This is a genomic window from Dermacoccus sp. GAS27A (genome assembly GCF_044909235.1).
GTDB classification, from domain to species: domain Bacteria; phylum Actinomycetota; class Actinomycetes; order Actinomycetales; family Dermatophilaceae; genus Dermacoccus; species Dermacoccus nishinomiyaensis.
Map to the genome: position 1 here is coordinate 1 of NZ_JBIYDW010000004.1, position 24,919 is coordinate 24,919.

Sequence of the window (24,919 nt, forward strand, 5' to 3'; positions counted from 1 at the left end):
CCGGTCACATTCCGAACCCGGAAGCTAAGCCCTTCAGCGCCGATGGTACTGCACTCGGTAGGGTGTGGGAGAGTAGGACACCGCCGGACTTCTTCAACAGAAGGGTCCTTGATCTGATGAACGTCGTGTTCCTTGAAGCCCCCGATGGGTGGCTCGGAACCTGAACAGTTCTTGGGTCAAGGGCCCTTCTTTCATGTATGCCCTGGCTGCGCAGTCGTGGTCGACGCCATCGCTCGGTCGTAGCAATGGGTGCCGGCTCGCCCGAGGCGCCGCCCTCGTGCCACGATGTCTATTGCCCGTCCTGAGAAGAGGAAGACATGCCTGACGAGAACACCGAGAACACGCCAGAGCGTCGCGAACGCAGTTCGCGCTGGTCGCAGGGAGGTCGCGAGGCGGCCTCCGGCGAGCGTCGCCCGGCTCGTGACGACAGGGGTTCCCGTGAGCAGCGGGGTCGGTTCGAGCGCGACGATCGTCGCTCGTCAGATGGCGACGAGCGAAGCAGCTATGGACTGGGCAGCGACCGTCGTGACGACCGTAGAGGTGTCCGCCGCGATGAGCGTGGCTACGGTGGCCCGCGTCGGGACGACGAGCGGGGTCGTGACGATCGCCGTTCCTTCGGTCGTGACGATCGTGGGGGTTTCCGTCGGGACGACCGTGGCCGGGACGACCGCAGCTATGGCAGACCGCGGCGGGACGACGAGCGGGCTCGTGAGGATCGTGGGGGTTTCCGTCGGGACGACCGTGGCCGGGACGACCGCCGCTCGTCCGGGCGTGATGAGCGTGGCGGTTACGGACGCGGTTCGGATCGTCGTGACGAGCGGGGTGGCGGTTTCCGTCGGGATGACCGCAGCGACAACCGTGGCGGGTCCACCGGCCGGGGGGACCGCGGTGCCGGCTGGTCGGACGAGCAGTCGTCGATTCGTGGCCCGCGCAGCTGGGACGCGAAGGCCGTGGGGGACGAGCGTCCCCGTCGGAAGCCGGAGCCGGTGCTGCCGGAGGACATCACGGGCTATGAGCTCGACAAGGCGGTGCGTCAGCAGCTGCGAACCCTGAGCAAGGAGAACGCCGAGGGCGTCGCCAAGCACCTCGTCGCTGCCGCCGAACTGCTGGACGAGAACCCGGAGAAGGCGCTCGACCACGCGCAGCACGCCGTGAGCCGGGCCGGCCGGGTTCCGGCAGCGCGCGAGGCGCTCGGTCTGATGCTCTACCGAACGGGCGAGTTCGCCGAGGCGCTGCGTGAGTTCCGGACCGCGCGCCGGCTGTCCGGCTCCGACCACCTGCTGCCGTACATGGTCGACTGCGAGCGTGGCCTGGGGCGCTACGAGCGGGCCCTCGAGCTGGCGAACTCTCCGGAAGCGCAACGCCTCTCTGAGGCCGACAACATCGAGTTGGCCATCGTCGTCTCCGGCGTGCGCCGCGACATGGGACAATCGCGGGCTGCCGTCGTCGGACTGCGCATTCCCGCCCTGCAGAAGGCGACGACGCAGCCCTGGGCCGCTCGTCTGTTCTATGCGTATGCTGACGCGCTGCTCGACCTGGGTGAGCAAGCGGAAGCGCGGGCGTGGTTCGTCAAGGCCGACGCGGCCGACCGTGATGGCGAGACGGACGCCGCCGACCGCATCGACCAGATCGACGGCTTCGAGCTGACCGACCTCGCGCCGGAGGACGAGCAGGACGTCGACCCGCGTCTCGCCGAGCTCGACCTGAGCGCGTTCGGCGCCGTACCGCCGAACGAACCGTCAGCGTCGGTCGGGGAACAGGACCCCCGTGACTGAAGGCCCGCTCGGCCGGTACGACGGCATCGTCTGCGACCTCGACGGCGTCGTCTACGCAGGGCCCGGCGCCATCCCGCATGCCATCGCGAGCCTCCAGAGCGCGCGCGAACATGGGACGCGCGTCGTCTACGCGACGAACAACGCCTCGCGTCCCCCGTCGGCAGTCGCGGCGCATCTGCGTGAGCTCGGGCTGCGTCTGGACGACGAGGACGTCGTCAACTCGTCGATGGCGGCAGCGCACGTGCTGCGCGAGAGTGGCGCGCAGGTGCGTGTCGTCCTGCCGATCGGCGGGGAGGGCGTCGCCCGAGCGCTGAGGGGGGCCGGTTTCGTCTGCGTCGGCGACGACGATGCAGGTGCAGGGACCGGCGACATCGATGCCGTCGTCCAGGGCTACGGGCCGGATGTCCGTGCGACGGACCTCGCGGCCGCAGCGCACGCCGTCAACGGTGGTGCGCGCTGGGTCGCGACGAACACTGACCTGACCTTGCCGACCGAGAAAGGGATCGCACCCGGCAACGGCTCGCTCGTCCAGGCCGTCCGCAATGCGGTGGCGGTCGATCCCGAAGTGGCCGGCAAGCCCATGCCCGTCATGTACGACATGGCGAGTGAGCGCATCGGCGCGGCCGACGCGTCGCGCGTCCTTGCTGTCGGCGACCGGCTCGAGACGGATATCGAAGGCGCGACCCGCGGCGGGTACGACAGCGTGCTCGTGCTCACCGGTGTTCACGGCCTCGCGGACGCAGCCGCGGCACCGAAGGAGCGTCGCCCGACGTACGTGCTCGCGGATCTGCGCGGGTTGACGCAGCCGTACGAGGTCGAGACTGCCGGGGAATGCGGCCCGGGTGCGAGCGTCGCGCGCGTGCGCGGTTTGCTGACGTCCCTGTGGGAGCGCGTCGATGCGGGAGACCTCTCCGCCGAGGACGCGGCGCGCGAGATGCGTCAGGCGTGCGGGTCATGAACGTCGGGGTGCCAGGCCCGGTTGAGCTCGCCCAGCGGGCCGAGGGCCGTCGTGTGATCGCCGGGGACGGCCCGGTCGGTGACACAGAGCTGGACGATGCCGTGAGCCGCCTGCGCGAGAGCGTCGATGCGATGGCCGGTGAGTCGACGGGCGGCAATGGGTCGGTCGGCAGAGTGTCGAATGACAGCGGGTCCGAAAGCTGTGGGCCCGACGTCGACGCCGCCGACGTCATCGCTCGTGCACACGACGTCCATGAGAGCTTGCAGCGACGCCTCGAACAGGCCCAGGCATGAGTGGTGTGCGACTCGACGCCGCCCTCGTGGCGCGCGGCCTCGTGCGTTCTCGCGCCCAGGCGAAGGAGCTGCTCGACGCGGGGAGGGTGCTTGTCGACGGCAAGGTCGAGGCGAAGGCGTCGACCAAGGTGAGCGACACGCAGAACGTCGAGATCGAGGGCGACCTCGACCACTACGTGGGCCGTGCCGCACACAAGCTCCTCGCCGCGTGCGAGGCCTTTCCGGGTGTCGCGACCCGCGTCGCCGGAGCGCACGCCATCGACGTCGGCGCCTCGACCGGTGGGTTCACGCAGGTGCTGCTCGAACGGGGGGCGGCTCACGTCGTCGCTCTCGACGTCGGGCACGGCCAGCTCGCCGAACCGGTCAAGAGCGACCCGCGCGTCACCGATCTCGAGGGCGTCAACGTCCGCGACGTCGTGAGCGCGACGCAGCTCGACGGCTCACCGTTCGCACTCGTCGTCAGCGATCTGTCGTTCATCTCGCTGACGCTGGCGCTGCCCCACATGTCCTTTCTGCTCGCCGACGACGGTGATCTCATCGCGCTCATCAAGCCGCAGTTCGAGGTCGGACGCGAGAGACTGGGCAGGACGGGCGTCGTGACGTCAGTCGAGCAGCGTCGCGAGAGCATCGAGAAGGTGCTCGCGTGCGCGTCCGAACTCGGCCTCGCCGTGCACGGTCTCGCGTGGAGCCCGATGGTGGGCAGCCACGGCAACCACGAATACCTCGTCTGGTTGCGTCGCGCCGCGGTCGGTGGCGCACTCGACGACGCCTCCGCCAACCAGCGAATCCGCGACCTCACGCGAAGGAGCGAGTGATGAACCGCCGCGTCCTGCTCATCGGCCACCCGCGCCGGCCCGAGGCCTACGAGGTCGCCGAGCGACTCGTCGAAGGGCTGACGGCCGCCGGGATCGAGGTCGCGGGCATCGCCGACGAGCTGGCGGCCTTCGGGATCGCGCAGCGGCCGGGCGTCGTCACCGTCGCGCCGGAGGAAGCTGGGGTGGCGTGCGAGCTCGCCGTCGTCCTGGGCGGTGACGGCACGATCCTGCGCGCCGCCGAACTGTCGCGCGACTGCGGGGTGCCGCTGCTCGGCATCAATCTCGGCCACGTCGGGTTTCTCGCGGAGGCGGAGAAGGAGGACGTCGAGCGGATCGTCGCCTGCGTGCGTGAGCGCTCGTGGATCGTCGAGACCCGCGCGACGCTCGAGGTCGTCGCGACCGACGGGCGTGGTGAGGTGGAACTGCACCGCGGGTGGGCGCTCAACGAGGCGAGCATCGAGAAAGCCGCACGAGAGCGCATGCTCGAACTGACCGTCGAGATCGACGGCCGTCCCCTCGCGTCCTGGGGCGCTGACGGCGTCGTCATCGCGACCCCGACGGGGTCGACCGCCTATGCCTTCAGCGCGGGAGGACCGGTCGTGTGGCCGGACACCGAGGCCATTCTCCTCGTGCCGATCTCGGCGCACGCGCTGTTCGCGCGCCCGCTCGTTCTGGGGCCGCGCGCGCAGCTCGCCGTCGAACTCGTGCCTGGTGCGCAAGGGCGCGCCGTGTTGTGGTGTGACGGGCGACGCCCGTTCGACCTGCCCGACGGAGCCCGGGTCGAGGTGCACGCGAGCGACAAGCCCGTGACGCTGGCACGTTTGAGCACGGCGCCTTTTACCGATCGTCTCGTGCGCAAGTTCGACCTGTCGGTCGAGGGCTGGCGCGGCACGCGACGCGCGCACTGAAAAGTTCATCTGTTCGTAAGCGTGTTCGAATCACCATTCGTCGCGTCGTGCCCCTAGGGTGGGAAGCGTGCTGAGGGAAATCCGGATTCGCAACATGGGTGTCATCGCCGACGCGACGCTCGAACTCAGCCCGGGGCTCAACGTGGTCACGGGCGAGACGGGCGCGGGCAAGACGATGGTCGTCAGCGGTCTCGGGCTGCTGCTCGGTGAGCGTGCTGACGCCGATCGGGTGCGCACGGGGGAGAAGTCGGCGCTGGTCGAGGGGTTCCTCGACGTGCCGGGCGAGCACGTGAGCGCGGCCGCGCTGGCCGATGAGTTCGACGTGGAGGCGGGCGACGAGGTGATCCTCAGCCGCTCGGTAGCCGCGACGGGGCGTTCGCGTGCGCAGGTGGCCGGGCGCAGTGTCCCCGCAGGCGTGCTGGCGCGCATCGGGCATGAGCTGGTCGCGGTGCACGGGCAGGCCGACCAATGGCGGCTCAAGCAGCCCGAGGAGCACCGTCAGATCCTCGACGCGTTCGCAGGCCCCGAACTCTCGGAGGTGGCGCAGCGCTACCGCGACGGGTATGTGAGGCTGAAGGCGCTGCGGGCCGAGCGGCGCGAGTTGACGCTCAAGGCGCAGGAGCGCGCGCAGCGGCTCACGATGCTCGAGGCCGGGATCGCGCGCATCGACGAGATCGAGCCGATCGAGGGTGAGGACGTCGAACTCGCGGCGGAGAGTGAGCGGCTCACGCATGCCGAGGATCTCCTGGCCGCCTCGCGTGGTGCGGGTGCGGCCCTGGCCGGCGACGAGTTGTCGCCCGACGAGCCGAATGCGCTGGCGCTCATGGCTGCTGCGCGCAGTGGGCTCGAGTCGGGTGTGACGCTGGACGCCGACCTCGCACCGTTCATCGAGCGGTTGCGGGAGGTGCAGACGCTCACGGCCGACCTTGCCGCGGACGTGGCGCAGTACGCGGCCGCCATCGACATGGATCCGCAGCGATTGCAGGAGGTGCATCAGCGGCGCGCCGCCATCACCCAGCTGCTCAAGGCGTACGGGCCCGAACTCGACGACGTGCTCACGTGGCGTGAACAGGCCGGGCGTGAGGCGCAGGAGCTCGCCGGCTCGGACGATCGCATCGCCGCGATCGACGCCGAGGTCGCGGGGCTCACGCCGAAGGTCGGGGCTGATGCTCTCGCGCTGCACGATCTGCGTCGATCCGCGGCCGAGCGACTGGGTGAGGCTGTCACGCAGGAGCTGCATCACCTCGCGATGGGCTCGGCTCGCCTCGTCGTCGAGGTCTCGATCGCCGAAGCCGACAAGGGCCTCGAATTGCCCGACGGGCGCCTCGTCAAACCCTCGGAGCACGGCATCGACGACGTCACGATCCTGCTGTCGGCCAACCGCGGGATGGATCCGAAGCCGGTGACGAAGGCCGCCTCCGGTGGTGAGTTGTCGCGCGTCATGCTCGCCCTCGAGGTGGTGACCTCGACGGGCAGCGTGCCCACGTTCGTGTTCGACGAGGTGGACGCCGGCGTCGGGGGCGAGGCGGCGCACGACATCGGCGCGCGCCTGGCGCGGCTCGCGCAGAGCGCGCAGGTCATCGTCGTGACGCACCTGGCGCAGGTCGCGGCGTACGCCGACAACCACCTCGTCGTCCACAAATCGCATGACGGCGCCGTCACCGAGAGCGGCGTCGCCGCCGTCACGGGTGACGCGCGCGTCACCGAGATCGCGCGCATGCTGGGTGGCGACACGACAAGCGCGGTCGCGCGCGAGCACGCCGAATCCCTGCTGGCGGCGGCCGGCGCGTCACAGAAGTCGAGCGCATGAACGTTCTCTGGGTTCACATCCATCGTGCGGCAGCCCTGTCGCCCGAACACCTCTCGATGAAGTAGGCTGGCATTCCGTGGTGGATCAGACGACGAAGCATATTTTTGTCACCGGAGGCGTGGCCTCCTCCCTCGGAAAGGGCCTCTCGGCATCCAGTCTCGGCCGTTTGCTGCGTTCGCGCGGCCTGCGCGTCACGATGCAGAAGCTCGACCCCTACTTGAACGTCGACCCGGGAACGATGAACCCGTTCCAGCACGGTGAGGTGTTCGTCACCGAAGACGGCGCAGAGACCGACCTCGACATCGGTCACTACGAGCGATTCCTCGACGTCAACCTGCACGGGCGCGCCAACGTCACGACCGGCCAGGTGTACTCCGATGTCATCGCACGCGAGCGTCGCGGGGAATACCTCGGTGACACGGTGCAGGTCATCCCACACATCACGAACGAGATCGTCGAGCGCATGCGCGCCGAGGCGAACGGCGACGACGCACCCGACATCATCATCACCGAGATCGGTGGCACGGTCGGCGACATCGAGTCCTTGCCGTTCCTCGAGGCCGCACGCCAGGTGCGCCACAACGTGGGGCGCGACAACGTCTTCTTCCTCCACGTCTCGCTCGTGCCGTACATCGGCCCCAGCGGTGAGCTGAAGACGAAGCCGACGCAGCACTCCGTCGCTGCACTGCGTCAGGTCGGCATCCAGCCCGACGGGCTCATCCTGCGCGCCGATCGCGAGATCCCCGAGCCGATCAAGCGCAAGATCTCGCTCATGTGCGACGTCGACTCCGAGGCCGTCGCGGCCGCCGTCGACGCGCCGAGCATCTACGACATCCCGCGCGTGCTGCACTCCGAGGGGCTCGACGCGTACGTCATCCGCCGCCTTGGACTGCCGTTCCGTGACGTCGACTGGGCCCAGTGGGACAAGCTCCTCGACCACGTCCACCGTCCGGCGCACGAGGTCGAGATCGCCCTCGTCGGCAAGTACATCGACCTGCCCGACGCCTACCTTTCGATCACCGAGGCGATGCGCGCCGGCGGTTTCCATCACGACACGAAGGTGAAGATCCGCTGGGTCGCCTCCGACACCTGCACGAGCGACGCGGGCGCGAAGAAGGCGCTGTCGGGTGTCGACGCGGTGCTCGTGCCCGGCGGGTTCGGCGTGCGCGGCATCGAGGGCAAGCTCGGCGCGCTGAAGTGGGCCCGTGAGAACAAGGTGCCGACGCTCGGCATCTGCCTCGGCCTGCAGTGCATGGTCATCGAGTACGCGCGCAACGTCGCGGGCATCGCGGACGCGTCGAGCTCCGAGTTCGACCCCGAGACGTCACACCCCGTCATCGCGACGATGGAGGAGCAGAAGTCGTTCGTCGAGGGCGCCGGCGACCTCGGTGGCACGATGCGCCTCGGCGCCTACCCGGCGAAGCTGCTCGACGGCTCGGTCGTGTCGAACGCCTACGGCACGACGGAGGTGAGCGAGCGTCACCGTCACCGCTACGAGGTGAACAATGACTACCTCGGGCAGGTCACCGACGCTGGCCTCGTCGTCTCGGGTACGCACCCCGAGCTCGGGCTCGTCGAGTTCGTCGAACTGCCGAAGGACGTCCACCCGTACTACGTCTCGACGCAGGCTCATCCGGAGTTCAAGTCGCGACCGCACCGCGCGCACCCGCTGTTCGCGGGGCTCGTCCAGGCCGCGCTGGAGCGACCGAGCAAGTGACGACGTGCGGCTGCTGTTCGGGCCGCGTGTCATGAATCGAGGAGGGCGATGCCGGAGACGGCGCCGCCCTCCTCGGCGTTTCTTGGGACGTCGGCCTGCGACGTAGCGGCCGGGCGCGACCGGGTGCCAGTCCGGTGTGTCAGGATCGGTGGCATGACTTCCATGCACCCCACGATCACCCCCAGCGAACTCGTCGACGACTACACCCCCGCGCCCGTCGTGCGCAGCGACGTCGTCTACGAGGGATGGGTCTGGGACGTCGTCCAGGAGGAAGCCGATCTCGGCGATGCCGGGCGCGTCACCCGTGACTTCGTCCGCCATCCGGGCGCCGTCGCCGTCCTCGCGATGCGCGGCGAACCCGGCGCCGAGGAGGTGCTCGTCATTCGCCAGTACCGGCACCCCATCGGTGCGCAGGAGTGGGAGATCCCGGCGGGGCTGCTCGACGTCGACGGCGAGCCGCCGCACGAGGCGGCGCTGCGTGAGCTCTACGAAGAGGCCGACCTGCGCGCCGGGCGTCTCGACCTGCTCATCGACTACGCCTCGTCACCGGGCGGGCTCTCGGAGCAGCTTCGCGTCTTCCTCGCCCGCGACCTCACCGACGTGTCGGAAGATGACCGGTTCGAGCGCGAGGAGGAAGAACTCGACATGCCGACCGGCTGGGCTCGCCTCGACGACGTCGTCGACGCAGCGCTCGCCGGGCGCCTCCACAACCCGGCGCTGCTCATGTCATGCCTCGCGGCTCGCGCGGCGCGCGACGCGGGCTGGGCACCGTTGCGCGCCCCCGACACCCCGTGGTCGGTGCACCCCGCCTTTGCTCCGAAGCAGTAGCGGGTCAGCGGTAGCCGCCGCGGCGGCGCACCTCGGCGGCGATGCTCTCGCGTGACGCCCCGGTGGCCAGCATCGTCATGACGAGCAGTCGCACCTGCACGGCGCGCAGGTAGCCACCCATGACGACGCCGCGGCGCTGGAGGTCGACCTCCGCGCCGACCGCACCGTACGTCTCGACGAGCGCCGGGCCCGAGAAGGTCCGGCTCGTCATGATGACGGGAATGCGGGCCGCGATGTGTCCGACGCTCTCGGCCCACCACCCGGGCACGTGCCCGGCTCCGAGGCCGGCGATGACGAGCGCGTCGGCGCCCGCGCTCACGGCGTCGAGCGCCCGCGCGGACTGCCCGAGTGCCACCGTCAGGACGGGCACCTCGGCGTCGACGGCGTCAGGCCGGGGGAGGGCCGACAGTCGCGCGGGGCGGTGGAAGAGGTGGGTATGACCTTCGAGGACGCGCCCGATCGGGCCGCAGTCGGGGGAGACGAACGTCGTGAGCGACGACGTGTCGCCCTTCGTCACCGAGCGCGCCGCGTGGATCTCATCGGCGAACACGGCGACGACGCCCAGCTCACGCGCGGCGTCGCTCGCGGCGACGCGGATCGCGGCGAGCATGTTGGCGGCTCCGTCGGCCCCGGCCATCGTCGGGTTGCGCATCGCGCCCGTGACGGCGAACGCGCGCCCGTCGTCCCAGAGCAGGTCGAGCAGGTAGGAGCTCTCCTCGAGCGTATCGGTGCCCTGGACGAGGACGAACCCGTCGGCGTCGGAGGCACTCGCGCGCTGCAGCACCTCGAGCAAGTGCGCCGGGGTGAGCGAACCGCTCTGTTCGCGCGCGATCGTCTCGCCGGTGAGGTCGACGTCAGCTGCGTCGAGGCCGGGGACAGCGGCGATGAGGTCGTCGGCGCCGAGCGTGGGGCGCACTCCGGCGCCGTCATCGGAGGACATGGAGATGGTTCCGCCGAGGAAGTACATCGCGATCCGCTTCGTCATGGCGCACAGGTTATCGTCGTGCCAACGAACCGCCGCGCGCCGATCGCTGCGCGAGCCCGTCACCGAGGAGACCCATGCCTGCTGCGGCCGACCCAAGCGTGCGACCCGGCCCGGACGCCGAGTGTCCCTGCGCCTGGGTGCCCGGGCGCTCGTTGCGCGAATACTGCGGCCCGCTCGTCCTCGACGGCGTGCTCGCGCCGACGCCCGAAGCGCTCATGCGCTCGCGCTACACGGCGTTCGTGCTACGTGACGCCGACCACCTCTGGCGCACCTGGCATCCGCGCACGCGCCCGGCTCAGGTCGGCGACCTCGACGGCGTGACGTGGCTGGCCCTGCGGGTGCTCGACACGGGTGACGGCGGCATGAACGAGGCCGATACGCGCGGCACCGTCACCTTCGAGGCGTCCTACCTCGCCGACGACGGCCGTCGCGGGGTGCTGCGAGAGCACTCGCGCTTCGAACGCCGCGCCGGCCGCTGGTTCTACGTCGACGGGGACGAGCTCGACTGAGCCGCGAAAAACACGGGCGCGTCGCACACGCGGCATCACCTAGAATGAGCAGGTACGCCGTGGCGGCCTGACACCCCGCCCGAGCATCGCCCGTGACGGGCGTGTTCTGCGGCGGACCGCGCGTCCGGCGTCACCGACGAGAGGCCGAAGATCTTTCGGCGAAGGTGTGGTGGCACCGCGACCTGGCCCCCGCCCACACCTCCCGGGCTGCTCCCACGTGGGGCGCCCGGTCGAGCATCGTCCGATCGACGCGTCGCCGCATGGAACGAATCGAGAGGAACATCATGCTTCGAACCCATGAAGCCGGAACCCTTCGCGCAGCCGACGTCGGTGACACCGTCACCCTGACGGGTTGGGTGGCCAAGCGTCGCGACCACGGCGGTGTCGCCTTCGTCGACCTGCGTGACGCCTCGGGCGTCGTCCAGGTCGTCGCACGCGACGAGGTGCTGACGGGAGCCGCGCACGGTCTGCGCTCCGAGTACTGCATCAAGGTGACGGGTGAGGTCGCCGCGCGCGAGCCGAAGGACGTCAACCCGAACCTGCCGACGGGTGAGGTCGACGTCGTCGCGAACGAGATCGAGGTGCTCTCCGAGGCGGCGCCGCTGCCGTTCCAGATCGACGAGCGCATCACCGTCGGAGAGGAGGCGCGCCTCAAGTACCGCTACCTCGACCTGCGTCGCAAGGACCAGGGCGACGCGATCCGTCTGCGCTCGAAGGTGAGCCAGGCTGCGCGCGCCGTGCTCAACGAGCGCGACTTCGTCGAGATCGAGACGCCGACGCTGACGCGTTCGACGCCCGAGGGCGCTCGCGACTTCCTCGTCCCCGCTCGTCTCGCGCCGGGCAGCTGGTACGCGCTGCCGCAGAGCCCGCAGCTGTTCAAGCAGCTGCTCATGGTCGCCGGGATGGAACGCTACTACCAGATCGCGCGCTGCTACCGCGACGAGGACTTCCGCGCCGACCGTCAGCCCGAGTTCACGCAGCTCGACATCGAGATGAGCTTCGTCGAGCAGGACGACGTCATCGAGCTCGGTGAGCAGATCGCGAAGGCCGTGTGGGCGACGATCGGCGTCGACCTGCCGACGCCGTTCCCGCGCATGACGTACGCCGACGCGATGGCGAAGTACGGCTCGGACAAGCCCGACCTGCGCTTCGGCAACGAGCTCGTCGAGTGCACGGAGTTCTTCAAGGACACGACGTTCCGCGTGTTCCAGGCCGAATACGTCGGCGCCGTCGTCATGCCGGGTGGTGCGTCGCAGCCCCGTCGTCAGCTCGACGCGTGGCAGGAGTGGGCGAAGCAGCGCGGCGCGAAGGGCCTCGCGTACGTCCTCGTCCAGGAGGACGGCTCGCTCACCGGCCCGGTGGCCAAGAACCTCACCGAGACCGAGGTGGAGGGCATCGCCGGCCACGTCGGTGCGAAGCCCGGCGACTGCATCTTCTTCGCCGCGGGTGCGACGAAGGCGTCGCGCGCGCTGCTCGGCGCAGCGCGTCTCGAGATCGGCAAGCGCTGCGACCTCATCGACGAGAACGCGTGGAGCTTCCTGTGGGTCGTCGACGCGCCGCTGTTCGAGCCTGCCGCCGACGCTGTCGCCTCGGGGGACGTCGCCGTCGGCTCCGGTACGTGGACGGCCGTGCACCACGCGTTCACGATGCCGAAGGCCGAGTACGTCGACACGTTCGACACCGAACCAGGCGAGGCGCTCGCGTACGCGTACGACATGGTGTGCAACGGCAACGAGATCGGCGGTGGCTCGATTCGTATCCACCGCAAGGACCTGCAGGAGCGCGTCTTCAAGGTCATGGGTCTGAGCGAGGAGGACGCGCACGAGAAGTTCGGCTTCCTCCTCGAAGCGTTCAGCTTCGGTGCGCCCCCGCACGGCGGCATCGCGTTCGGCTGGGACCGCATCGTCTCGCTGCTCGCGGGCACCGACTCGATCCGCGACGTCATCGCGTTCCCGAAGAGCGGCGGCGGCTATGACCCGCTGACGGCCGCGCCCGCCCCGATCTCCGCTCAGCAGCGCAAGGAGGCGGGTGTGGACGCCAAGCCTCAGGTCAAGAGTGAGGCTTCTGCGGACGCCGCATCGCCCGCCGCTCCGGCCGAGGCGTCGCCCAACAAGTCGTGATCGGCTGATCGGCGACCGATCAACGGGTCGAGCCCCTGACGTCGCATGACGTCAGGGGCTCGACCGATTCTGCGCGACGCGCCGGGGGTGCTGGGCCCGACAACGGTTTCAGGGCTTGCCCCTTTCAACCGTAGGGTCGCCACATGCGTGATACGGCTACCGTCCTGTTCGATGCCGACGGTGTGCTGCAGCACGCGCGTCACGGCTGGGTGGGTGCGCTCGACGCGATCGGTGGCGAGGGCTTCGCGTCCGTCGTGTTCGCCCGCGACCTGCCCGCCATGCGGGGCGAGGCGAGGATGCGTGACTGCCTCGTCGCCGCGGCCGAGGAGCACGGGGTCGCGCTCGATCCCGATGACGCGCTGCAGCTGTGGTCGCGTTTCGACATCGACGAAGAGGCGATGGCCGTCGTCGCGAAGGTCAGACGTGCCGGGTACGGCGTGCGTCTCGCAACCAACCAGCAGGACGTGCGCCGTGACCTCATGCGCCGCCGCTACGCCGGAGTGTTCGACGAGGAGTTCTATTCCTGCGAGCTCGGCGCGTGCAAACCGGCCGAGGCGTTCTTCGCGTCGATCATCGACCGGCTGGACGTCCCGGCGCGTCAGATCGTGTTCGTCGACGATTCGGCCCGCAACGTCGCGGCGGCGACGTCCTGCGGCATCCGGGCACATCTGCATGACCCCAGCAGCGGCGCGGCCGGCATGCGCCGGATGCTCGAGGGCGCCGGTGTTCGAATGTGACCGCAAATCGCCGTTGGGGACGGGATTCGCAAAGGGGGACGCGATTCGCGGGGGAGTCAGTCGCGGAGGCCGAAGCGGGCGTGCCAGCGTTTCATCGGGGCGGGGGCCCACCAGTTCCACCGGCCCATGACGGTCATCGTCGCGGGCACGAGGATCATGCGGACGAGCGTGGCGTCGAGAATGATCGACAGGGCGAGGCCCACGCCGATCTGCTTGATGATGACCATCTTCGCCGCCGCGAACCCGAGCATGACGATGACCATGAGAAGTGCGGCGCTCGTCACGATGCGTCCGCTGCGCTGGATGCCGACGGCGACGGCGCGCGCGTCGTCGTCACCATGTTCGTGGGCCTCGACGATGCGAGAGAGCAGGAATACCTCGTAGTCCATCGCCAGGCCGAAACCGAACGCGATGAGGATGACGGGGACGGTCGACTCGATCGCGTCGTTGCTCGTGTAGCCGAGCAGCGATTCGAAGTGGCCGTTCTGGAAGATCCACGTCATCGCTCCGAGGCTCGCGCCGAGGGAGAGGGCGTTGAACAGGAGGGCCTTGAGCGGCAGGACGAGCGATCCCGTCATGAGGAACAGCAGCACGAGCGTCGCGAACGCAACGACGAGCACGACGTAGGGGGCTCGCGCAGCGATGGCGTGCGTGTAGTCGTCGAGCTTGGCCTGCTGGCCCGTCACCCATGTCGGAAATCCTGGGCGGTGAGCGTGCAGGTCGTGGACGACGTGCTGCGTGCGCCCGTTGGAGGGGGTGGCCCCGTCGACTCGCAATCCGACGGCGACCTTGCCGTCGCCGAGGTCACGCACGGGGTTGACCCCGGTGACGTATCCGCGGTGTGCGACATCGCTCGAGACCCACTTCGTCATCGTCGCCACGTCGGTCTCGCCGACGATGCTCACGGCGGGTTCGCCGAGCACAGGGAAGTCGTGGGCGAGGTCGTTCATGAGGGTGCGTTGCGGGTCCGACGTCGGCAGCAACGCGCTCGTCGAGCTCACCTGCCGCATGCCGATCAGCGGCGCGGCCAGCACGAGCAGGACGACGACGACACCGCAGATCGAGATCCACAGATGACGCTGGACGGCGTGGGCGAGGTCGGCGAATCGTCCCTCGTCCGCGTCAGGCTGCACGCGCTTCTTCGCGAGGCGCGCCGCAGCGAGGCGCGCGCAGGCGGGCACGAGCGTCAGCGCCGCCAGGCAGGCGACGGCGACGACGGACAGGCCGGCGAGGCCGATCGCCTTTGTCACCGATGCGGGGAACAGGACGAGCCCTGCGACGGAGATCGCGACCGTAAGCCCGCTGAAGAGAACGGTGCGCCCGGCCGTCGCGATCGTGCGCTGGGTCGCGAGGTCTTTGTCGGCGCTCGTGAGCACCCCGTCGAGGCCGTCGGCCTCGCGCTGCAGCGCGAGGCGCGACAGTTCCTCGCGGAAGCGTCCGACGATGAGCAGGCCGTAGTCGATCGAGAGGCCGAGACCAAGAATCGTGACGATGTTGACGACGGTCGCATCGAGGTCGGTGACGTGGCTGAACCCGAGCAGCGCGAGCAGCCCGCCGGCGATCGCAGCGATCGCGCCGATGAGGGGGAGGCCCGCCGCGATGAATCCTCCGAACACGATGACCATGACGATGAGGGTCAGCGGGAAGGCGATGCCCTCTCCGGTCTTGAGGTCTTCCTGCACCTGATCGGTGATGCGCTTGAGCACTTCCACGGACCCGCCGGTGCGCATGCGCACCCCCGCGGGCATCACCGCTTCGACGGCCTTCGTGACCTGCGCGCTCACGTCCTCCTGCACGCTCTTGTCGAGCCCAGCATCGAGCGTGGCGACGAAGACCATCGACTCGGGTGCGCTCGAGGAACGGTAGGCGGCAGCGACGCGCGGGTCGCGTTTCGCCGCGGGTGAGTACGCCGACTCGACCGCCGACGTGTGCACGACGTCGTCGATCACCTGCTGCACCTTCGCGCCGACAGCCGCTTGCTGTGAACTCGCCACCCCGTCGAGTCGGACGGCGACGCTGCCGCCGGCCTTGTCGCCGGTCAGCAGCATGTCGTTGCCGGTGTGTGCCTCACCCGGCACGAACGGCTCGGCCTGCTGCAGGTGTGCGAAGAGTCCGCCGCCACCGAAGGCGCCGGCCGTCGTCGCAAAGGCCAGGACGACGGCGACGAGCCACGTCAGGACGATGGCCTTGGCGTGACGCGCGACGAAGGCGCCGTAGCCTCGCCCGCTCGGACGCCCGCCGTCGGTCGGCTCGGGCGAATGGCCCGAACCATTTGACGAGGCAGCCGACGAATCGTCGGCCCGAGAGGCCCCGGCGCGCTGTCGCGTGGCGCCCCACCTCATCCGATGACCGCCACGATGACGCTGACGAGCGCGAGTGCCATGAGGGCGGACGGCAGCGGCAGCCAGCGCACGCGACGATCGGTGGGGACGTCGGTCGGGTTGTCCACCGTCTCGGCGTCGAGGGCTTCGCGCAGCGCGCCGGCAGAGCGCGAAGGCTGCGTCAGGGTGCCCGGCATCGGGCGCAGGGACGCGGTCGGCAGGATGCCGAGACGCGCGTCGTCGGTGTTGCGCGCGCCGCGCGCCTTCTGCGAGCCGATCGCCCACACCGTCGTCTTGTGCCCGTCGTTGTCATGGATGACGAGGCTGCCCTTCGACGTGGCGTGCGAGATGCCCGGCCAGGGCAGCGTCACCTCACGCACGACGTTGGAGACGACGACGTCGTCCGCGTCGAAGCGGATGCTCGGGCGCACCATGACGCAGAACGACGCCGCGGCGAGGGCGAAGCCGACGAACGCCATCGTGTGCGGCGAGCGGGCCATGAGGCCGCTGACGACGAGGACGATCCCGATGGCGACCCCGAACCACCCGATGACGACGTTGAACGTCTGACGGATCGCGGTGGGGTGGGGGGAATCGCTCATGGGGTGTCCTTCGAGGCGGGCGGCGCGGTGGCGCGGCTCACTCTAGTCGTGCCTTGTCGGTGGTGGCTGGTTGACTGCAGCCATGAGTGATGACCTGTTCTCGAGCCGCCTCGAAGGTGAACGAACCTCGGGCAGCGCTGGGGCGTCGGCGATGGCGCCGCTCGCGGTGCGCATGCGCCCGCGCACCCTCGAGGAGGTGCGTGGGCAGGGCGATGTGCTCAAGCCCGGGTCGCCGCTGCGGCGTCTCATCGAGGGTCAGGCGGGTGCGGCGGGGCCGATGAGCGCGATCCTGTGGGGGCCGCCCGGAACGGGCAAGACGACGCTCGCGCACCTCGCGGCGAACAGCGCGGAACGCCGGTTCGTCGAGTTGTCGGCGATCACGGCGGGCGTCAAGGACGTGCGTCAGGCGATGGAGGAGGCGGGCCGCCACCTCGCGATGTACGGCCGTTCGACGGTCCTGTTCCTCGACGAGATCCACCGCTTCAGCAAGGCCCAGCAGGACGCGCTGCTGCCCGGCGTCGAGAACCGCACCGTCATCCTCGTCGCCGCGACGACGGAGAACCCGTCGTTCAGCGTCATCGCCCCGCTGCTGTCGCGTTCGGTGCTCGTCACGCTCACCTCGCTCGACGACGCGCAGATCGCGGACGTCATCGGCGCGGCACTCGTCGACGAGCGAGGTCTCGACGAGCGATTCACCCTCGACGACGACGCGCGCGATCACCTCGTCCGCATGGCCGGCGGTGACGCCCGGAGGGCGCTCACGGCTCTCGAGGCGGGCGCCGGGGTGGCGACGGACGCGGGGGAGAAGACCATCACGCTCGCCCACGTCGAGCAGGCGATGGCGGCAGCCGCGGTGCGCTACGACCGCGCCGGTGACCAGCACTACGACGTCGCTTCCGCCCTCATCAAGTCGATGCGCGGCTCCGACGTCGACGCCGCCTTGCACTATCTGGCACGCATGCTCGAGGCGGGCGAGGATCCGCGATTCATCGCGCGGCGCATCGTCATCGCCGCGAGCGAGGACGTGGGGATGGCGGATCCGACGGCGCTGCAGACGGCGGTGGCGGCGATGCACGCCGTCGCGCAGATCGGCATGCCGGAGGCGCGGATCATCCTCGCGCAGGCGGTCGTGCACAACGCGATCGCGCCGAAGTCGAATGCGGCGTACGCGGCGATCAACGCCGCCATCGCCGACGTCCGGGCGGGCCGCGGCGGCGCCGTGCCGCCGCATCTGCGCGGTTCGGGGTACGCCGGGGCGACGCAGTTGGGGCACGGGGCCGGATACACATACACGCACGATGAACCGGACGGCGTCGGCCCGCAGCAGTTCCTGCCGGACGACCTGCTGCCCGATGCGGACTACTACCACCCGACGTCGCGGGGGTGGGAGGAGCGGCTGGGGGAGCGATGGCGACGCCTGCGCGCCGCCATCCGCGGGGGTGAGAGTGCAACGTGATGCAGCTCACTGCGTGATGTTGCAGAATCGCGTGTTTCGTTAACGCGGTGTTACACCTGCGGCCATTCGCGGGTCAAAGGTAACGATCTGGTGACCCTCGTACTTTGAGGCTGGAATCACAATTTCGATGGGGCATGATCTGGGGTGCATGACGAGCTCGGCCAACCGCCGGGCCGCGTGTGACAGGCGGAGCGCGCACCGAGCGCCCCGAGACGGAAGGACGAAGCCTTGGCAATGGTCACCGGCGATCCCGCGCTCGAAGGGATGGGTCCCGATGGGGCCGAACCCCAGACGCCCGAGGAGCCCAAGGCGATCGAAGGTCGTTCGCTTCGTCAGATCGCCGTGTCTCGACTCAAGCGCGACAAGGCCACTCTGGCGGCGATGACCGTCGCAGGTCTCTTCGTCCTCACTGCGATCCTCGCGCCCATCCTCGTCAAGCTGAAGATTCTCGACCCGCTGACCAACCATCAGGACCTCATCAACGCTGATTCGAGTCCCAAGGGTTCCTGGGGCGGCATGAGCGCGGAGCACTGGCTCGGCGTGGTCCCGGGCAGCGGTACCGACACGCTGTCGCGCCTGCTGTACGGCATCACGTTCTCCGTGGTTGTCGGCCTGTGCGCGACGCTCGTCGCCGTCATCATCGGGCTCGTCGTGGGACTGGCATCCGGATTCGCTGGAGGAAAGGTCGACTTCCTCGGCACCCGCCTCATCGACCTCGTGCTGTGTTTCCCGCAGACCCTCATGCTGCTCGCGTTGTCCGGAACCTTCATCGCACGCATCAAGAGCATGGGTGTCTCGGACGACAACGTGGCGGCTGGAATCTACGTCATCCTCGTGCTGGGTCTCTTCGGTTGGCCGACCTTCGCCCGCATCATCCGCGGCCAGGTCATGACCCTGCGCAACCGCGAGTTCGTAGAGGCGGCCCGCAGCCTCGGAGCCACCAACAAGCGGGTGTACTTCACCGAACTGCTACCGAATCTCTGGGCCCCGATCCTCGTCTACGCCACGCTGCTGTTCCCGGCCTTCGTTTCGGCCGAGGCAGCCCTGAGCTACCTCACCGTGGGTATCAAGGCGCCGACCCCGACGCTGGGCAACATCATCACCGACTCGGTGAACTACCTCAACCAGGACCCGCTGTACTTCTTCGCGCCGGTGTTCACGATCGCGGCCCTGGTGCTGAGCTTCAACCTCGTCGGAGACGGTCTGCGCGACGCGCTCGACCCCAAGGCCGACCGCCACTGAGCCAGCCGGCTCACCCCTCATTTTCCTGACCACGTCCGGTCAGGTCAGTTGGATCGCCTCGGCGGATCCTTCTTCATCAAGGAGATGACGATGAACAAGAAGTCGTATTCCATCCTCGCCGTGGCGATCGCCGGCTCGATGAGCCTCGCCGCGTGCGGTGGCGGCTCGAGCGACGACAAGGGCAGCTCGAGTGAAGGTGGCGGCAAGGGCGGCACGCTCTACTACCTGTCGAAGCGTCCTGCTGAGCACCTCGACCCGCAGCGCATGTACATCGGCCGCGACATCGCCGACATGGGCCGCCTCACGTACCGCTCGCTCGTGCAGATGCCGGTCACCGAGGACGCCGCCAAGGCCGACAAGCCGGTGGCTGACCTCGCGACCGACACGGGCAAGATGAGCGACGGCGGCAAGAAGTGGAGCTTCACGCTCAAGGACGGCGTGAAGTGGCAGGACGGCAAGGACATCACGTGTGACGACCTCAAGTACGGCCTGAGCCGCAGCTTCGCGACCGACGTCATCACGGGTGGCCCGAACTACGCGCTCGGCTTCCTCGACGTGCCGCAGAAGGACGGCCTGCCCGTCTACAACGGCCCCTACAAGAAGGCCGGCCAGGCCGACTTCGACAAGGCCGTCACCTGCGATGGCAAGACGATCACGTACAAGTTCAACAAGGCGTGGCCGGACTTCAACCTCGCGGTGGCCTCGCTGCGCGCCTTCGACCCTTACCGCAAGGATCAGGACAAGGGAGACAAGAGCAACTACGCCGTCTTCGCGAACGGCCCCTACAAGCTGCAGGGCACGTGGCAGAAGGGCAAGGGCGGCACGTTCGTCCGCAACGAGAACTACGACGCCAAGACCGACGGCGTGCGCAAGGCTCTTCCGGACAAGATCGTCTTCCAGGAGGGCCTGACGAACGAGGTCATCAACCAGCGCCTCATCGCCGACTCGGGCAACGACAAGAACGCCGTCACGGACCGCGCGGTGCCGCCGTCGATGTACGGCCAGGTCACGGGCAAGATCGCGGACCGCTCGACGAACCCGCAGTCGCCGTACGTCGACTACCTCGTCCCGAACTTCAAGAAGATGACGAACCCGAAGGTGCGTCAGGCACTCCTGGCCGCGACGAGCCAGGACGCTTGGATCAAGGCCGGCGGTGGCGACAAGGCGTACACGAACGCATACTCGATCATCAACCCGGCTCTGACCACGGCCTACGCCAAGAACCCGGCCTTCAAGTACGGCACGGGCGGCAACATCGAAGAGGCCAAGAAGCTCCTCAAGGAAGCCGGCCAGCCGAACCCGTCGATCAAGTTCACCTACTCCGGTGGCACGCCGACGTCGCAGAAGCAGGCTGCTGCGCTCAAGGACACGTGGGAGAAGGCCGGCTTCAAGGTCACCCTGAACGAGCTGACCGACACGTACTACGACGTCATCCAGAACCCGAACGCCGACGGCGACATCTTCTGGGGTGGCTGGGGCGCCGACTGGCCGTCGGCCAGCACGGTCATCCCCGCACTGTTCGACAGCCGCATCAACCTGACGGCGAAGTCGAACGGTCAGGACTACGGCAACTACAAGTCGGACGAGGTCAACAAGATGATCGACGAGGCGGCCAAGGCCACCTCCGTCGACGCCGCAGGCGAGATCTACAAGAAGATCGACAAGAAGCTCGGCGAGGACGTCGCCTACATCCCGCTGGAGAGCCAGAAGTTCTACCTCCTGCGGGGATCCAACGTGACGAACTACATCGACAACCCGGCTACCTCGATGTACCCGGACCTCGGTTCGGTCGGCGTCAAGAAGTGACGGTCTGACTCCTATCACCATCTGGCCGGCGGGCGTCCACAGACGCCCGCCGGCCCGGCCGGTCGCCGGCCACTCAACGAACCCACCCGTTCCCCGTTGGAGAGGACTGCCCGAAAGGGCGGAAGCTCATGGTTGCTTACGTCATCCGCCGACTGTTCTCGGGTCTGATCATGCTGCTCATGGTCACGCTCGTGACGTTCGTGCTCTTCTTCGCTGCCGGCAAGGACCCAGCGAAGCAAACCTGCGGCAAGAACTGCTCGCCCCAGCTCATCGAGCAGAACCGCAAGGCACTCGGGTACGACAAGCCCGTCATCAACCAGTGGACGGACTTCGTCAAGGGAACCGTGACCGGCCGTGAGTTCCCCGCTGACGAGGAACTCAAGCGCAAGGCACCCGAGACGATCGCCAAGTGTGACGCCCCGTGCCTGGGCTACTCGCCCCTCGCGTCCATGAGCGTGACCGACGAGATCAAGCAAGCTTTCCCCATCTCCCTGTCCATCGCGGTCGTGTCGTTCGCGCTGACCCTCGTCATGGGTGTCGGTTTCGGCATCCTCGCGGCGCTGACGAGAGGGGGCATCGTCGACAAGATTCTCGTGGGATCGGCGCTGCTGTTCTATTCGCTGCCCACCTTCGCCATCGGTCTGTTGCTCTACCAGTTCGTCGCGTTGAAGTGGGGCATCGTGCCGGTGCCCGAATACCAGAGCATCGCCGATGGTGGTGTCGGCGGGTGGTTGCAAGGCCTGATCCTGCCGGCGCTCACGCTCGCGCTCTTCACCGCCGCGGGTTATGTCCGCATGACGCGCGCCTACGTCCTCGAGACGATGAGTGAGGACTACCTACGCACTGCCAAGGCCAAGGGCCTGTCCAAGGGCAAGACGCTGTGGAAGCACACGATGCGCGCGGCGATCACCCCGATCATGACGATGGCCGGCATCGATTTCGCCCTGCTCGTCGGCGGCGCGCCCATCACCGAGACGGTCTTCAACTACGACGGACTGGGCAAGCTCGCAGTGACCTCGGCCTCGGCGTCGCCCGACCTGCCGACCACCGTCGGTATCGTCGTCGTCCTGTCGGCGCTCGTCATCGTGGCCAACATCATCGTCGACTGCCTCTACGCCGTGGTCGACCCACGCGTGAAGCTGGCCTGAGGAGAGAGACCATGTTCGACAAGCTCAAGAAGAAGGTCGACGACTCCGTCGTCGGCGAGAAGGCCGAAGCTCTCGTTGACAAGGCCGGCGACGTCGTCGCCACCGCGGCCGCAAAGGTCCCCGGGCACGACGCGGGCCATGGCGTGGGCCGCGAGACGTTCACGGACTCGGGCGCCAAGCCCGGCAAGAAGCAGGTCGACAAGAGTGGCACACCGCTGCTGTCGGTGCGCGACCTCAAGGTGCACTGGCCGACCGATGACGGCATCGTCAAGTCGGTCGACGGCGTGAGCTTCAACCTGTACGAGGGTCAGACGCTCGGCATCGTCGGTGAGTCGGGTTCCGGCAAGTCGGTGACGTCGACGACGATCATGGGCCTCAACCGTGGGACGAACGCCCAGATCTCCGGTGCGATCGACTTCGACGGTGACGACCTGCTCACCATCAAGGAAGACCGCATGCGCGAGCTGCGCGGGCGCAAGATGGCAATGATCTTCCAGGACCCGCTGTCGGCGCTTCACCCGTACTACACGGTGGGCGCGCAGATCATCGAGGCCTACAAGGTGCACCACCCCAAGGCGTCGAAGAAGGAGGCGCGTGAGCACACGATCGACATGCTCGCCCGCGTCGGCATCCCGTCGCCGCAGAAGCGAGTCGATCAGTACCCCCACGAGTTCTCGGGCGGTATGCGTCAGCGGGCGATGACGGCGATGGCGCTCGTCAATGACCCGAAGCTGCTCATCGCCGACGAGCCGACCACGGCACTCGACGTGACGGTGCAGGCGCAGATCCTCGACCTCATGCTCGACCTGCAGCAGGAGTTCAAGTCCGCGATCATCATCATCACCCACGACCTCGGCGTGGTCGCCGACGTCGCGGACGACCTGCTCGTCATGTACGCCGGGCGTCCGGTCGAGAAGGGTGACGTCTACGACACGTTCGCGACGCCGCAACACCCGTACACCGTGGGTCTGCTCAACTCGATGCCCCGTCTCGACGAGGCACGTCGCGAGCAGCTCGACCCCATCCCCGGTAACCCGCCGTCGCTCATCAACCTGCCGAGGGGTTGCTCGTTCGCGCCGCGTTGCGCGTTCAAGTACCTCGTGCCGGGCGATCGCTGCGACACCGAGATGCCCGATCTGCGCCACTTCGGCGACCAGGAAGCCCGCTGCTTCCTGACCGCAGAGCAGAAGGCCGAGCACATGAAGCCCGCGCAGACCCGCACGATCGACGGCGACGACGCGGCTTCCACGACCGGCGCGGCCCACGCCGCGACCGCCGGTGCTGCGGACGCCCACGGCGCGACCAAGGTTGGAGACTGAGCATGACCAACGCAGACACGCACGCGACGAGCGTGACGCCGGGACCCGACGACGCTCTCGCGAGCGCGACCCAGGTCGCCGTCGGAGAAGAGGTGCTGCGCGTCACCGGGCTGCAGAAGCACTTCCCGCAGAAGAAGGCGGGCCTCATCCGGCGCCCCGACAACCCCGTCAAGGCCGTCGACGGCATCGACCTCGTCGTCCACCGCGGTGAGACGGTCGGCCTCGTCGGCGAGTCGGGCTGTGGCAAGTCGACCGCCGGTCGCACGATGCTCAAGCTCCTCGAGCCCACGGGCGGCCGGATCGAGTTCGCCGGTGAGGACATCACCGACTTCAAGGGCGGCGACCTGCGGCGCATTCGTCGTGAACTGCAGATGGTGTTCCAGGACCCGCACGGCTCGCTCAACCCGCGTCACACCGTCGGCAAGATCATCTCGGCGCCGTTCGAGATCCAGGGCGTCAAGCCCGAGGGCGGCGTGAAGAACGCGGTGCAGGAGCTCATGTCGCGCGTAGGGCTCAACCCCGAGCACTACAACCGCTACCCACACGAGTTCTCCGGTGGTCAGCGTCAGCGCATCGGTGTCGCGCGTGCGATCGCCCTCAAGCCGCAGGTCATCGTCTGCGACGAGCCGGTCTCGGCGCTCGACGTGTCGATCCAGGCGCAGGTCGTCAACCTGCTCGAGGAGATCCAGGACAGCGACAAGATGGCGTACGTCTTCGTCGCGCACGACCTGTCCGTCGTGCGTCACATCTCCGACCGCGTCGTCGTCATGTACCTCGGCAAGGTCATGGAGGACGCCGACCGCGACACGCTGTACGAGCGCCCGCAGCACCCGTACACGCACGCGCTGCTGTCGGCCGTGCCGATCCCGGACCCCACGCTCAAGGGCAAGCGCGAGCGCATCCTGCTCAAGGGCGACCTGCCGAGCCCGCAGAACCCGCCGTCGGGTTGCGTGTTCCGCACGCGCTGCCCGAAGGCACAGGATCTGTGCGCTCAGGTCGTGCCCGAGCCCGTCGAGGTCGCGCCCGGCCACCGCGTCGCGTGCCACTTCCCGGAGGTGCGCGCCGACGTCGTGTGACGTCACCCGCTCGAAGCCGTCAGGCCCGCCCCACACCGGGGCGGGCCTGACGGCCGTGTGCACCCCGTAATCTGGTGTCAGCGCGACATGCGCGCTCGAAGAAGGAGATGACGTGGACCTGACGCTCGGACAGATCGCCGGGTTCATCGCGGCCGTCGCGTTCGCCGTGCTCGTGTGGCGCCTCGGCAGTGTCATCGGCAAGGCTGGCGCCGTGCTCGACGAGGCGAGCGCCGCGGTGCGCAAGGTGAGCGACGAGACGTTGCCGCTCATCACGGAGATGACCTCGACCGTCGCAGCCGCGAACACCCAGGTCGAGCGCCTCGACGCAATCACGGCCAACCTCGCGACGATGACGAATAATCTCAACGCCCTGACGTCGCTGACCGTGGCGACGGTCGGGCGTCCCATGCTGAAGGTCGCCTCCGTCGGTTACACCATCAAGACGGCAATGAGCGGAAAGACCCCGGGGACCCGGCGCCGATTCTGAGTGCTGC

The 24,919-nt window shown here is 68.6% G+C and carries 21 protein-coding genes and 1 rRNA gene; 19 read left to right on the forward strand and 3 right to left on the reverse strand.

The window, feature by feature from the left end; translation table 11 throughout:
* From rrf to ABH936_RS05200, 9 genes are all read left to right on the forward strand, one after another.
* Positions 1–89, forward strand: a 5S ribosomal RNA gene (gene rrf / locus ABH936_RS05160); the annotation flags it as partial.
* A gap of 861 nt (positions 90–950) precedes the next feature.
* The gene (locus ABH936_RS05165) at positions 951–1,775 is read left to right on the forward strand and encodes a tetratricopeptide repeat protein (RefSeq protein WP_404602767.1); all 825 of its coding nucleotides are present in this window, start codon (positions 951–953) and stop codon (positions 1,773–1,775) included.
* Positions 1,768–2,733 carry an HAD-IIA family hydrolase gene (locus tag ABH936_RS05170; protein ID WP_404602768.1) on the forward strand — a complete coding sequence of 322 codons (966 nt, stop codon included), beginning with the start codon at positions 1,768–1,770 and terminating at the stop codon, positions 2,731–2,733. The genes ABH936_RS05165 and ABH936_RS05170 overlap by 8 nt, the downstream gene beginning before the upstream one ends.
* The gene (locus tag ABH936_RS05175; protein ID WP_404602769.1) at positions 2,730–3,026 is read left to right on the forward strand and encodes a hypothetical protein; all 297 of its coding nucleotides are present in this window, start codon (positions 2,730–2,732) and stop codon (positions 3,024–3,026) included. Before ABH936_RS05170 ends, ABH936_RS05175 begins: the two co-directional genes overlap by 4 nt.
* Positions 3,023–3,841: a TlyA family RNA methyltransferase gene (locus tag ABH936_RS05180; RefSeq protein ID WP_074039492.1), complete on the forward strand. Its 819-nt coding sequence runs from the start codon at positions 3,023–3,025 to the stop codon at positions 3,839–3,841. Before ABH936_RS05175 ends, ABH936_RS05180 begins: the two co-directional genes overlap by 4 nt.
* Positions 3,841–4,749 (forward strand): NAD kinase, encoded by a 909-nt coding sequence (locus ABH936_RS05185; protein WP_074039489.1) that lies wholly within the window; start codon positions 3,841–3,843, stop codon positions 4,747–4,749. Before ABH936_RS05180 ends, ABH936_RS05185 begins: the two co-directional genes overlap by 1 nt.
* Before the next feature lie 67 nt (positions 4,750–4,816).
* On the forward strand, positions 4,817–6,559 hold the full coding sequence (gene recN, locus ABH936_RS05190) for a DNA repair protein RecN (RefSeq protein WP_074039578.1): 1,743 nt from the start codon (positions 4,817–4,819) through the stop codon (positions 6,557–6,559).
* A 79-nt stretch (positions 6,560–6,638) separates the two neighbouring features.
* Positions 6,639–8,276 (forward strand): CTP synthase, encoded by a 1,638-nt coding sequence (locus ABH936_RS05195; RefSeq protein WP_241724425.1) that lies wholly within the window; start codon positions 6,639–6,641, stop codon positions 8,274–8,276.
* 153 nt (positions 8,277–8,429) lie between these two features.
* On the forward strand, positions 8,430–9,104 hold the full coding sequence (locus ABH936_RS05200; protein WP_241724426.1) for an NUDIX hydrolase: 675 nt from the start codon (positions 8,430–8,432) through the stop codon (positions 9,102–9,104).
* Positions 9,105–9,108: 4 nt separating this feature from the next.
* Here ABH936_RS05200 and ABH936_RS05205 read toward each other — a convergent pair whose 3' ends face one another.
* A complete protein-coding gene (locus ABH936_RS05205; protein WP_404602770.1) occupies positions 9,109–10,089 on the reverse strand; it encodes an asparaginase in 981 nt (326 codons plus the stop codon).
* 74 nt (positions 10,090–10,163) lie between these two features.
* Here ABH936_RS05205 and ABH936_RS05210 point away from each other — a divergent pair, with 74 nt between their 5' ends.
* The 3 genes from ABH936_RS05210 (at position 10,164) to ABH936_RS05220 (ending at position 13,455) form a co-directional block, all read left to right on the forward strand.
* Positions 10,164–10,598, forward strand: a complete 435-nt coding sequence (locus ABH936_RS05210; RefSeq protein WP_404602771.1) for a YchJ family protein — start codon at positions 10,164–10,166, stop codon at positions 10,596–10,598.
* Between the two features lie 284 nt (positions 10,599–10,882).
* Positions 10,883–12,718 (forward strand): aspartate--tRNA ligase, encoded by a 1,836-nt coding sequence (gene aspS, locus ABH936_RS05215; RefSeq protein ID WP_038571052.1) that lies wholly within the window; start codon positions 10,883–10,885, stop codon positions 12,716–12,718.
* 143 nt (positions 12,719–12,861) lie between these two features.
* Positions 12,862–13,455 carry an HAD family hydrolase gene (locus ABH936_RS05220; RefSeq protein ID WP_038568532.1) on the forward strand — a complete coding sequence of 198 codons (594 nt, stop codon included), beginning with the start codon at positions 12,862–12,864 and terminating at the stop codon, positions 13,453–13,455.
* A gap of 56 nt (positions 13,456–13,511) precedes the next feature.
* Here ABH936_RS05220 and ABH936_RS05225 read toward each other — a convergent pair whose 3' ends face one another.
* Positions 13,512–15,797, reverse strand: a complete 2,286-nt coding sequence (locus ABH936_RS05225; protein ID WP_051805935.1) for an MMPL family transporter — start codon at positions 15,795–15,797, stop codon at positions 13,512–13,514.
* Positions 15,794–16,378, reverse strand: a complete 585-nt coding sequence (locus tag ABH936_RS05230) for a hypothetical protein (protein WP_038568529.1) — start codon at positions 16,376–16,378, stop codon at positions 15,794–15,796. The genes ABH936_RS05225 and ABH936_RS05230 overlap by 4 nt, the downstream gene beginning before the upstream one ends.
* Before the next feature lie 82 nt (positions 16,379–16,460).
* On the opposite strand from ABH936_RS05230, the gene ABH936_RS05235 reads away from it, so the two are divergent.
* From ABH936_RS05235 to ABH936_RS05265, 7 genes are all read left to right on the forward strand, one after another.
* Positions 16,461–17,834 (forward strand): replication-associated recombination protein A, encoded by a 1,374-nt coding sequence (locus ABH936_RS05235; protein ID WP_038568528.1) that lies wholly within the window; start codon positions 16,461–16,463, stop codon positions 17,832–17,834.
* 234 nt (positions 17,835–18,068) lie between these two features.
* Positions 18,069–19,076: an ABC transporter permease gene (locus tag ABH936_RS05240; protein ID WP_051805934.1), complete on the forward strand. Its 1,008-nt coding sequence runs from the start codon at positions 18,069–18,071 to the stop codon at positions 19,074–19,076.
* A 90-nt stretch (positions 19,077–19,166) separates the two neighbouring features.
* Positions 19,167–20,882 carry an ABC transporter substrate-binding protein gene (locus tag ABH936_RS05245; RefSeq protein ID WP_404602772.1) on the forward strand — a complete coding sequence of 572 codons (1,716 nt, stop codon included), beginning with the start codon at positions 19,167–19,169 and terminating at the stop codon, positions 20,880–20,882.
* A 128-nt stretch (positions 20,883–21,010) separates the two neighbouring features.
* A complete protein-coding gene (locus ABH936_RS05250) occupies positions 21,011–22,030 on the forward strand; it encodes an ABC transporter permease (protein WP_074045229.1) in 1,020 nt (339 codons plus the stop codon).
* A gap of 11 nt (positions 22,031–22,041) precedes the next feature.
* On the forward strand, positions 22,042–23,349 hold the full coding sequence (locus tag ABH936_RS05255) for an ABC transporter ATP-binding protein (RefSeq protein WP_338810881.1): 1,308 nt from the start codon (positions 22,042–22,044) through the stop codon (positions 23,347–23,349).
* A 2-nt stretch (positions 23,350–23,351) separates the two neighbouring features.
* A complete protein-coding gene (locus tag ABH936_RS05260) occupies positions 23,352–24,425 on the forward strand; it encodes an ABC transporter ATP-binding protein (protein WP_082740807.1) in 1,074 nt (357 codons plus the stop codon).
* Between the two features lie 112 nt (positions 24,426–24,537).
* Positions 24,538–24,912, forward strand: coding sequence for a DUF948 domain-containing protein (locus ABH936_RS05265; protein WP_083607112.1), 375 nt, complete (start codon positions 24,538–24,540; stop codon positions 24,910–24,912).
* Positions 24,913–24,919: the final 7 nt, after the last annotated feature.